Here is an 11835-nt window from a genome sequence, read left to right on the forward strand (position 1 = left end):
TGTTTTAAATGTCATTGACGGTTAGTCAGGCAATGATGCTACTTAAAGAGCATCAATTATTGGTTCAAAGTTATGATATAAGCGAAGATATGCAGTTTCAAAAGCTAGCTTATGATTCGCGTAAAGTCGAAGCTAAGACGCTGTTTTTTTGTAAAGGAGCCTTTGTTTTAGACTATTTAGAGATGGCTAAAAAACAAGGAGCAAGCGCATATGTAGCACAGACTTATTATCCTGACGTTGCGTTGCCTGCCTTAATTGTTAGTGATGTTCAAAAAGCCTTAGCAGTGTTGAGTGCGGCTTTTTATGATTATCCACAAAATAAATTAGCTATTATCGCAATCACAGGCACTAAAGGTAAGACGACTACAGGATATTTAGCCTACAATATTTTAAAGGAAGCAACGAAAAGTAAGACAGCACTATTTTCAACGATTGATCGAATTGTTGGACCTGAAAAAAAGGATTGTTTCAAGTCTGATTTGACGACACCAGAATCACTTGATTTATTCCATGATATGTACCAAGCTGTAGCCAATGGAATGACGCATTTGGTAATGGAAGTTTCTTCACAAGCATATAAGAAAAATCGTGTCTACGGATTAAAATATGATGTAGGGATTTTTTTAAATATTAGTTCCGATCATATCGGTGCAAATGAGCATCCAGATTTTGCAGATTATTTATATTGTAAAGAGCAACTATTGCGAAATGCGCGTAAATGCATCATCAATGCTCAAAGTGCGTATTTTGATGAGTTATATGATGTAGCTAAGAGCTCTTGTGGAGCAGATAATGTCTATTCATTTGCTAGAAAAGGTGTACAACAAAAAGTTGATGTTTTATTTAGTGGAGCGTTAGAAAACCTTAGTCACAGTCAACTAGAAGTTCAGTCAATTTCTAGTAAGGCTAAGAGTCTAACGCAACTAGATGGTAGCTATGATTTAAGTGTACCAGGCGATTATAATGAAAGTAATGCATTAGCGGCATTACTTGCCACTAATTTGCTTATTGCAGATAATAATGCGGCTAAAAAAGCACTAGCTAATACGCATATTCCAGGTAGAATGGAAATTATTGCTAGTCAAAGTCATGGAACTGTTTATGTTGATTATGCACATAACTATGCTAGTTTGAAAGCTTTATTAGTCTTTTTAAAACAGCAAAATCCAAACGCCTTGATTACTGTGGTATTGAGTAGTGCTGGCAATAAAGGATTGTCACGGCGCGCTGATTTAGGTAAAGCATTAAATGAAGAAGCTATGAAAGTCATTTTGACAACCGATGATCCTGGATTTGAAGATCCACATGATATAAATCAAGAAATTAGAGCACAGATTATCACAGAAAATATCGAAATATCAGAAATATTGGACCGCTGTTTGGCAATTAAACAAGCTATTCAAACAAGTAAAGCTGGCGATGTAATTGTCTTAGCAGGTAAAGGGGAAGATCCATATCAAAAAATAAAAGGAGAAGATGTTTTTTACGCAGGGGATGTGAAGGTAGCAAAAGATATTATAGAGGAGCTTGAGAAATGATGACGCAAACAGATATTGCATTTACACCGATTCTTTTAGGAAGTGATTTTAATGCCTATGGTTTAGCGCGTTCTTTTTATGAATTATATCAACGTCCAGTCAAAGCCATTGCAGAATTGCCTTTAGCACCAACACGCTTCACTAAAATTGTTGATTTACATTTAGTTGAAGGGTTTGCAAGTGATCCGGTATGGATTGAAACGATGCTTAAGTTAAAAGAAGAATATCGTAATCACAAAGAACCAGTTATTTTATTGGGGTGTGGCGATGGTTATACGGAATTGATTGTTAAGCATAAAAAAGAGCTTGAAGATGTCTTTATTTGCCCTTATATCGATGAAAATTTATGGACTAAATTAAGCAGTAAAGAAAGCTTTTATCAAGTTTGTGATCAATATGATTTGCCTTATCCGGCAACGCGTGTCATTACCAAGCAAATGCATCAAGATAAACAAGTAAACCAGCCTTTTGATTATCCGGTAGCGTTAAAACCATCTAATAGTGTAGAATGGTTAGCCGTCAAATTTGAAGGGCGTAAGAAAGCTTTTAGAATCCAATCACGCCAAGAGTTAGACTATGTTTTAGATCAAGCATATAAGAATGGTTATGAATCTGATTTTATCTTACAAGATTTTATTCCAGGCGATGACAGCAATATGCGTGTGTTAAATGCGTATGTTGATCAAAATCATCAAGTTAAGATGATGTGTTTAGGTCATCCTCTACTTGAAGATCCAGCTCCAGCGGCAATTGGTAATTATGTAGCTATCTTACCAGAATATAACGAAACTATTTACAAGCAAATTAAGCAATTTTTAGAGGCAATCAATTTTACAGGATATGCCAATTTCGATATGAAATACGATGTGCGTGACAATACTTTTAAGCTTTTTGAAATTAATTTACGACAAGGTCGCAGTAGCTTTTTTGTAACGCTTGCTGGTTGTAATTTGGCACAATGGGTTGTTAAAGATTATGTAACTAAAGAATTGGTCCAACAACCCACACTTTATGCTAACAAAGATGAAGAAACCCTTGCCTTGTGGTTAGGTGTTCCTGTTAGTGTCTTTAAAAAATATGCACGTGACAATCAAGATAAGCAAAAAGCCTTGGAATTGATTCGCCAAAAGCGTTGCGGAACAACTTATGCATATTCAAAGGATATGAACCTTAAACGTTGGACATTACTAAAGTGGATGGAATATAATTACATCAAGAATTTTAAAAAGTACTTTGCAGAAAATAAAGGATGATGTGTAGTGAAAAGATTCTTCACGATTATTGGTGGAATGGGAACGATGGCAACTGAAAGCTATATTCGTTTGTTAAATCAACAAACACCGGCTAGTTGTGATCAAGATTATTTAAATTATATCTTGGTAAATCATGCTAGTGTCCCCGATCGGACGGCATATATTCTTGATCCTACTAAGCCAAATCCCTTAGAACCATTATTAGAAGATTTCAAGCAACAAAGCCTACTAAAGCCAGCCTTTTTCACGTTGCCTTGCAATACTGCACATTATTTTTATGATGAGTTAACGCAAGCCACAGATGTTCCAATCATTCATATGCCAAGAGAAACCGTAAAAGAGATTAATACCCTATATCCAAATGCCAAAAAAGTGGGGTTGTTAGCGACAGAAGGTACTTTAAACGATGGCGTTTATGATAAAGAAATCTTGCAACAAGGCTATGAACTAGTCAAACCAAGCTTAGAGATTCAAGCTAAGACTAGTGAGTTAATCTATGATGATATCAAACAAAAAGATTATGTTGATGCTAAGTTATTTGAAGAAATTGTATCTGAGATGATGGTCAAACATGATTGTGATGTCGTAATTTTGGGTTGCACAGAATTGTCATTAGCACAAGAACGTCATCCAGTGACCAACTGGCCGGTTGTCGATAGTCAAGCAACGCTGGTTAAAAGAACGCTCGAATGGGCTAAAGAATTATGTTAAAAAAACCATGAAATAGCGTAATTAGTACGTTATTTCATGGCTTTTTTATTTATTAACTTAATTTTGAACTAAAAAAGCTTAATTCACATGCTTCTAAATCTAGGGCATAACTGATGTCTTGGTTGCCACGGACGGTCATTTCCATATCTGTTGAATAAACGATCAAGGCTAAGCGACGTCCTTTTGGTAAATGATAAAATATTGGTTGTAAGGTGACGTTTAAATCATAAAACTCATTGGCTTTTAGTTCATCGTTTTGCCAAAGATTGGTACGATTTTGCAAGTTGATATGTCCTTTAGAAATCAATTTAAAGTCACTTGGCTTATCTAAAGCAAATTCGACCAAATCATCTTCACGCCAGCGATAGCCTAATCCTAAGGTTTTACGACCTAAAAGTTTAGGGACAGCACCTAAGCGTTTAGCCGTACCTAAATCTACAAGCATGAAGCTAAGCATTCCATAATTTTTAGAACTGGCAACTTTGAGTTTAAGTTTTGGTGTGCCGGTTAAATATTGGTCGTTTGTTAACGGCTGACTACTAAAGACTAAGCGACTTGTATTTAATTCAGGTGCCGTCAATAGTTCGTTTTGCCAAGTATGATAGTCTTTACTATACTTGGCAAAAGTTTCTTGCGGCAGTTGGTCGTTGAAGCTGACTTGACCAACTACCTTGGTTGTTGTTAATTCATCTAATCCTAAATGAAGTGTTTGCAGCTTAGCATCTGGTGTTTGCCAAGATTCGAATTGATGCCAAGTTTCAGCAACTGCATTATCTTGAACTAAAACATCAGGTAAAATTTCGTCTGCATCGTTGGCTACCTCATAAAGCTTGTTGGTTAACCATAGATTCATCATGGAACTAAAGTCAATAGAACGCATGTTATTGATATAGATGTGTTGACCTTGATGCAAGATAAGCTTGCTTTTGACTGGTAAGTCTTGAAGAGCTTGATACAAATTATAAACATTACGTACCTTGACATTCCAGTCGTTTAAACCATGTACCATTACGACATCACATTTAATGTTGGCGATATCTTTTAGGTAGTTACGCGCATCCCAAAAGGCATTATAATTACCACTTGCTCGATCTTGCTGGATAGTAATTTGAGCAAGTTGTTTTTTATAAGTTTCCTTAATCTTGTAAAAATCAGCAGCATCTTTTTTGCGGCTAAAACATTCGCCACATAAAACATCGGCATCTTCACCAGGGAAACCACCTGGTGCGATTACTAAACCACCATCACGATAATAATCATACCAATTGGAGATGGCTGCTTCAGAGATAATTGTCTTTAAACCGGAAACTCCCGTTGTAGCGGCAGCTGTTGCGAGCGTTCCAAGATAGGATTTGCCAGTCATAGCAACATTGCCGTTACACCACCAGGCTTTAATTTCAGTGGTGGCTTCTTTAGTGGTAAATGCTTGGCGTTTGCCGGTTAACCATTCGATGATTGCAATAGTCGAGAGAGTTTCTTCTTTAGAACCACAAGTCCGTAAGCCATCCGAGCCGCGTGTTCCGATGCCAGCTGCATAAACAACAGCAAATCCGCGCGCTAAAAAGTAATCATTAAGTGTGTAAGATAATTCGCGTGCAAAAGTTTCGCTTGCTTGAGTAGTGATTTTATTAGCGCTATATTTTTGTGCATTGGGCAAATTAAAAGTAGGAGCACAGATGTCTTCATAGCTTTTTTTGGTTGGTTTTTTAGGCGTTAGTGGGACGTTGACATCATGCGTTAATTTTTCACCTAATTTATCATTTGTTCCTTGATTGTATGGGCTAGCAGTGTAAAGTACGGGTACTTTTAAGTTAGATTCAGTTTCTTTTGGACGAATAATTTCGGCTTTTAATAAATCACACTTGCCATCTAAGTCGCTATCAAGATCTGATTGAATATAAACGACTTCATAAATTAATTGACTCGTGTCAAATACTGGTTGAGTTTTTCCATTAAAAATTAGTGGTTGGGTGATTTGACCGTAAAATTTATTAAAGAAACCTTGTGTGGCTAGATAGTCTAAGAAAACTTGGCCTGTTTTAGTTGGAGTATTTAATAAATCATAAAACGCACTAATTAATTCAGTTTGAGTATTAATTTTTTCATGGTAGGGTAAATTAGTTTTTTGCATGAATGCTAGTGGTTGTTTTAAGGAAAAATCATCGTCAACTTCAAAATGCAATAGCTGCAAAGCAACGTTATAAAAAGCACATGCATCCACGGTTTCTGATTGACAAAAACTAAGCACATCATTTTTAGAAGTTGCAAGTAAATTTTGTAAGGCAGCGTGTTTGGCGGCAATTGTTGTCTTAGTGGGTATGATTTCTGTTAATAATTCAAGCCAAAGAGCGGTGGTGTCTTTTGTTGGATAATCTGTCAAACAAGTTAAGCCTAAACTTTCAAGTTCGCTAACTTGTGTGGTGATTGTAGTTTGACAACGGGAAAATTGGTTAAACTTCATGGTAATCCCCCTTATAAAAATATTATGTTAATTATACCGCAGTTTTTAAATCTGTGCTGAGTCGTTTTACGTGAGATTAACTCTAAAATGATGTAAAATAGAAGCAGAATTAAAAATATAGGAGGTAGCTTTTATGAAGTATGCACAGACAAAAGAAGTTTTGAATCAATTGGTGGCAGATTTGAGTCAAATGGCGATGGTTATTCATCAAGCTCATTGGTATATGCGAGGAACAAACTTTTTAAAACTTCACCCATTAATGGATGAATATATGGATGATATTAATGCACAATTAGATGTTATTTCAGAACGACTAATTACTTTAGATGGCGCACCTTATTCAACGTTAAAAGAAATGATTGAACATACTGCAATCAAAGATGAACCTGGAACATATTCCAAGACAATGCAAGAAAGATTAGAAATATTAGTGGTTGGCTACCGGTATTTAGCAGACTTATACCAAAAGGGAATTGAAATTGCAGGTAAAGAAGATGACTACAGTACGCAAGATATTTTCATTGGTTTTAAGACAGACATCGAAAAGAAAATCTGGTTGTTACAATCAGAATTAGGTCAAGCTCCCAATTTAGATAAATAATGCATGAACGGACTGTGATAAAGATCCTTATAAAAAGTAAGCATCTTTATTGACAGTCCGTTGCTGTTCATAGTATGCTTAACGGACAATCAGTAACTAAAAGTAAGTGAATAGGATTGCATGTATTTTTTACTTGAGTTAGCATAGGAGGAAAGAAGTATGAAAAAATTAGGGTTGTTATTGGTTGCTGTTTTAATGGTAGTTGCCACAACTTTAGGTAATATGACGAGTGTCGCTGCAAAAACGGCATCCAAACAAGTTTTTAACCTACAATCGCAAGGGGAATTATTGACACTTGATCCTGCCCAAGCAACTGAAGGGGTTAGTTTAGTGGCAATTACTAATACAGTTGAAGGTATTTATCGTTTAAATTCTAAGAGTCAACCGCAACCAGCTTTAGCTAAAAGTGTGGCTAAGCCTAGTGTAGACGGCTTACATTACACGATTAAGTTACGTAAAAATGTTAAATGGTCCAATAATACACCAGTAACGGCTAAAGATGTCGTTTATGGCTGGCGTAGAGTGGTTGATCCTAAGACTGCTGCACCATATGCTTACTTGTTTGACGGTATCAAGAATGCTACGGCAATTCAAGAAGGCAAAGCAGATCCTGAAACCTTAGGCGTTAGTGCACCAGATGACTACACTTTGCAAATTGATTTGGAACGTCCAATTCCATATCTTGATGTTTTGTTGGCTTTTCCAACTTTCTTTCCTCAAAATGAAGCCTACGTTAAAGAACAAGGCAAGAAGTTTGGGACAAGTGCTAACAATGTATTAGCAAGTGGACCTTATGTTTTGAAAGGTTGGAGTGGTACCCAACAAAAATGGCAGATGGTTAAAAATAAAAAATATTGGGATAAAAAGAATGTAAAGATGCAAACAATCAACGTTCGGGTAGTCAAGCAAGTTTCAACTGCTTTAAACTTGTTCCAAACAGGTAAATTAGATGATATTGTTTTGACTGGAGCAATTGCACGTAGTAATAAAAATAACAAAGACGTTGTGATGCGTAAGGGGTCTTCAACAAAATATTTAGTACCAAACTTCAATCAAACATTAAAAGATGAAAAACTTAGACTGGCTATTTCGCAAGTCATTGATCGCAAGAGCTTGGCTAAAAATGTTTTAGGCGATGGCTCAATTGCCTCGATTGGCTTGATTCCTCAAGGGTTGATGAGTAATCCTAAAACCGGTCAAGACTTCGCTAAACAAGCCGGTAAGGGTGTATATACCGATGTGAAAAATGCTAAGAAGTTGTGGAAAGAATATCGTGCAACAAACAAGCAACCTGTAACTTTGACGCTATTGACAAGCGATGAAGATACGGATAAAGCAACGGCTGAATACATTCAAAGTGCTATTGAAAGTAAACTCAAGGGTATCAAAGTCGATGTTCAAGCTGTGCCAGACAAGGTTGTCCAACAAAGAGCTAAAAATGGAGAGTTTGACTTGTATTTAGCTAACTGGGGTGCTGATTATCCAGATGCAATTAGCTTTTTAGATATGTTTATCCCAGGTTCAAGCTTTAATTACGGTCAATATAACGATACAACTTATACAGACTTGATTAAGAAAGCTAAAATTACAGATGCAGCTGATACACAGTTGCGTTATCAAGATTTGCTTGAAGCTGAAAAACTGTTGATGAAACAACAAGGTGTAATTCCTTTATATCAACGTGCAGTGATGCATCTAAATAACAAAAAAATTAAAGGAATTATTTATTACCCAACTGGTTCACACTTTGACTATAAATATGTAGAAAAGAAAAATTAATATCATAAAAAAGGTGGAAAGCTTGACTTTTCGCCTTTTTTCGTAAGTTTGAGTGGCGCAACAATTCAAAAAATAGTACAATATTTTTTGAAAAATATTTTTAAGTGAGGAGAGCGATATGGAGTTTTTAGGAACATTATGTTTGGTGTTGATCACCACGGCTTTGGCAGGTCATTTTAGTCGAAGAATAGGCATTCCTGCTGTAATTGGTCAATTATTGGTGGGCATCGTTTTAGGCCCGGCGGTGTTAGGATGGGTGACAAGTGATCATTTCATGCATTATTTTGCAGAAATTGGTGTTATCATCTTGATGTTTATCGCCGGATTAGAAAGTGATCTTGAATTATTGAAAAAATATTTGAAGCCAGCCGTTTCAGTGGCTTTATTTGGAGTAGGCGTTCCGATTGTTGTTGTTTACTTTTTTGGAAAACTGTTTAATTTTAATTTCGAACAAGCCTTATTTTTAGGGGTAATCTTTGCAGCAACTTCTGTAAGTATTTCGGTTGAAGTTTTAAAAGAGCTTAAAAAGATCGATACTAAGGAAGGAACAACGATTCTTGGTGCAGCTGTGATCGATGATATTATGGCAGTCTTGATTTTAAGTGCCTTGGTTAGTATCTTTAGTGACATTTCAGCTAGCACTAGTAGTCATGAACCTTCATCGTTGCTATTGAGTTTTGGGCTACAAGCCTTGTATTTTGTAGGTGTCTTTTTTGTCTTTCGTTTTATCGCACCGCCTTTAATGCGATTTGCACAACATTTGACGATTCCAGTTTCTGTTATCTTAGTTTCGTTAGTTTTGTGCTTAGGCATGGCATATGTAGCAGATTTAGTTGGTTTAAGCGGAGTGGTAGGTTCATTTTTTGCAGGGGTTGCAATTGCGCAAACGCCGTGCAAAAAAGAGGTCGATTCCAATATTGAGCCGATTGGATATGCAGTCTTTATTCCGATGTTTTTTGTAAGTATCGGCTTAAATATGACATTTGATGGCTTTTTAAATGATCTAATCTTCATTATTCCACTAACAATTTTAGCATTGTTAACTAAGTGGATTGGATGTGGTTTTGGTGCTAAAGTGTTAGGTATGGACTTGCATTCAGCTAATATCATTGGAGCCGGAATGGTATCGCGTGGTGAAATGGCATTGATTATCGCACAGATCGGTTATAGTGCTAAATTATTATCTGAGCAATACTACTCAGGTGTAATTGTAACGATTATTTTAACTACCTTAGTAGCACCATTTATGCTAAAAGATGCCTTACAACGCCAAGAAAAAAGAGCAAAATAGTTAAAAAGCGTAGGATCTCTATTAGATTCTGCGCTTTTTTTGATAGTTGCTAATTCACTTAAACACTACAAAATAATTACATAATGCTTACAAAGCTACCACTGATTCATTACATTTGTTTTATATACTAAAAAGCGAAATGTTAGTAAAAGTAATTTAGAGGTGGAAAAAATGTCGATTGAATTAAAAAATATTGCTAAAAGTTATGACGGTGAAAATTGGACCTTACAAAATATCAATACCAAGATTGAAACCGGGGAATTTTTCGCCATTGTAGGCCCGTCTGGATGTGGAAAAAGTACTTTGTTACGAATGATTGCCGGGTTGATTTCAATTTCAGATGGTCAATTATTAATCGATGACAAAGATGTTACTAACTTGGCACCTCAAGATCGCAATTTAACGATGGTTTTTCAAAATTATGCGTTATTTCCATTTTTATCTGTAAAAGATAATGTTGCATTTGGCTTGAAGGCTCGCAAGATGGATCCAAAACAAATCAATGAGCGCGTTGCCCAAGCGCTAGAATTAGTTAATTTGACAGAGTATGCACAAAGAAAGCCACGTGAACTTTCTGGTGGTCAACGTCAACGAGTTGCAGTAGCACGTGCAATCGCAAGTGATGCAAAGATTTGCTTGATGGATGAACCTTTATCTAATTTAGATGCTCAATTGCGTGGCAAGATGCGTTCTGAAATTCGTGAGATTCAACAACGTCTAGGTTTAACCTTAATCTATGTAACACACGATCAAGTCGAAGCAATGACGATGGCTGATCGTATTATGGTTTTACATGATCATAAGATTCAACAGATTGGAACACCGCTAGAAATTTATACCAGACCAGCTAATACTTTTGTCGGGGAATTTTTTGGAACACCACGGATGAACATTTTACAAGCTGATTATGATGAAGTGTTAAACAAATTAACGCTTGATGCGGATATGGAATTTGCAGTTACGCAAAAATTAGTTGCTGGGCAATATCGAATTGGAGTTCGTCCGGGTGCATTATTGTTAGATGCGACCGCAAATATTACGAATGCACATGTTCATAACATTGAATATTTAGGAAATCAATCGATCATCGAAGTAACATTAGATGACGGTCAGCAATTACGTATGACAACACCAGAAAGCGATGATACCTTGTATCGTATCAATCAGCGTGTCAAAGTAACTTTAAATGGTGATTATTATGTATTTGCCCCAGATGGTGAAATTTTAATGTATGGCAAGGGAGGAAGTCAAAATGGAACAACTAACATCCAATGTGAATTACAAGGCGTCGCAGGCCGCTAAAAAGAAAGTCTTAGCTAAGGGATTTAATGTTAACGCTAAAGATAAGTTCTATGCATTAGCATTTTTAGGACCATCTTTAGTCGTTTTAGGCTTATTTGTCTTTTATCCAATGTTAAAGACACTTTATTTGAGTTTATTTTTAACAAATAGCGTAGGCAAACCCACGGTATTTGTAGGCTTGCAAAATTATATTGATCTGTTAACTTCTAGTGCATATCTCAACAGTTTAAAGGCGACATTTATCTATGTTTTGGGTGTGTCCATTTTGACCGTAGTATTTGGCTTATTGCTTGCACAAACGGCAAGTGCCAAGCTTAAAGGAATCGGCTTTTTTAGAACAGTCTTTTCAGGTACTATGGGTGTTTCGGTTTCGGTAGCGGCTATTTTTTGGCTATTTATTTTCAATCCTTCGGTAGGCTTATTAAATAAAATCTTGGAACTTTTTGGTATTCCTGCCATCAATTGGTTAACAGAACCAGGATGGGCAATGTTGGCGATTATTGTTTCAACTGTATGGATGAATTTAGGTTTTACTTTTTTGATTTTCTTTGGCGCATTACAATCCGTTCCCGCTACACTTTATGAAGCAGCTCAAATCGCAGGGGTTTCCAAGCGTTATCAATTTTTTAGAATTACAATTCCAATGATTTCACCTACCTTATTTTTTGTGTCCATTATTACATTGATTGATGCATTTAAGAGTTTTGGCTTAATCGACTTGATGACTGCGGGTGGACCAAATAACGCAACTAACCTATTAGTATATCGGGTTTATCAAGATGCATTTATCAACGGTAATTATGCTTTAGCTAGTACCGAATCGATTGTTTTAGCAATCGTCATTGCAATTTTTACTTTGATTCAATTTAAATTCTTAGAAAAAAAGGTGACATATTAAT

9 protein-coding genes are annotated in these 11835 nt (G+C 36.1%); 8 read left to right on the forward strand and 1 reads right to left on the reverse strand.

Annotated elements, in window-relative coordinates:
- The first annotated feature begins 8 nt into the window (after positions 1-8).
- The 3 genes from QM017_RS01075 to QM017_RS01085 are packed head-to-tail and all read left to right on the forward strand — an operon-like array spanning position 9 to position 3502.
- Positions 9-1538, forward strand: coding sequence for a UDP-N-acetylmuramoyl-L-alanyl-D-glutamate--2,6-diaminopimelate ligase (locus QM017_RS01075; protein WP_282708593.1), 1530 nt, complete (start codon positions 9-11; stop codon positions 1536-1538).
- The gene (locus QM017_RS01080) at positions 1538-2791 is read left to right on the forward strand and encodes a carboxylate--amine ligase (protein WP_178198018.1); all 1254 of its coding nucleotides are present in this window, start codon (positions 1538-1540) and stop codon (positions 2789-2791) included. Before QM017_RS01075 ends, QM017_RS01080 begins: the two co-directional genes overlap by 1 nt.
- 6 nt (positions 2792-2797) lie before the next feature.
- Positions 2798-3502 carry an amino acid racemase gene (locus QM017_RS01085; RefSeq protein ID WP_178197986.1) on the forward strand — a complete coding sequence of 235 codons (705 nt, stop codon included), beginning with the start codon at positions 2798-2800 and terminating at the stop codon, positions 3500-3502.
- A gap of 52 nt (positions 3503-3554) precedes the next feature.
- Here QM017_RS01085 and QM017_RS01090 read toward each other — a convergent pair whose 3' ends face one another.
- Complete coding sequence (locus QM017_RS01090; protein ID WP_282708594.1) at positions 3555-5963, reverse strand: Xaa-Pro dipeptidyl-peptidase; 2409 nt, start codon at positions 5961-5963, stop codon at positions 3555-3557.
- Positions 5964-6096: 133 nt separating this feature from the next.
- On the opposite strand from QM017_RS01090, the gene QM017_RS01095 reads away from it, so the two are divergent.
- The 5 genes from QM017_RS01095 to QM017_RS01115 all read left to right on the forward strand — a co-directional run bounded on the left by QM017_RS01095 (position 6097) and on the right by QM017_RS01115 (position 11834).
- On the forward strand, positions 6097-6564 hold the full coding sequence (locus QM017_RS01095; protein ID WP_178195946.1) for a DNA starvation/stationary phase protection protein: 468 nt from the start codon (positions 6097-6099) through the stop codon (positions 6562-6564).
- Between the two features lie 159 nt (positions 6565-6723).
- Positions 6724-8343, forward strand: a complete 1620-nt coding sequence (locus QM017_RS01100; RefSeq protein WP_282708595.1) for a peptide ABC transporter substrate-binding protein — start codon at positions 6724-6726, stop codon at positions 8341-8343.
- 118 nt (positions 8344-8461) lie between these two features.
- Entirely contained in the window at positions 8462-9634 is a 1173-nt protein-coding gene (locus tag QM017_RS01105) for a cation:proton antiporter (protein ID WP_178195950.1), read from the forward strand.
- Positions 9635-9805: 171 nt separating this feature from the next.
- A complete protein-coding gene (locus QM017_RS01110; protein WP_282708596.1) occupies positions 9806-10936 on the forward strand; it encodes an ABC transporter ATP-binding protein in 1131 nt (376 codons plus the stop codon).
- On the forward strand, positions 10887-11834 hold the full coding sequence (locus QM017_RS01115) for a sugar ABC transporter permease (RefSeq protein ID WP_178195954.1): 948 nt from the start codon (positions 10887-10889) through the stop codon (positions 11832-11834). Before QM017_RS01110 ends, QM017_RS01115 begins: the two co-directional genes overlap by 50 nt.
- The last annotated feature ends 1 nt before the right edge of the window (position 11835 follow it).

Origin of the sequence: Ligilactobacillus sp. Marseille-Q7487 (genome assembly GCF_949152225.1) — a bacterium.
Taxonomy (GTDB): Bacteria; Bacillota; Bacilli; order Lactobacillales; family Lactobacillaceae; genus Ligilactobacillus.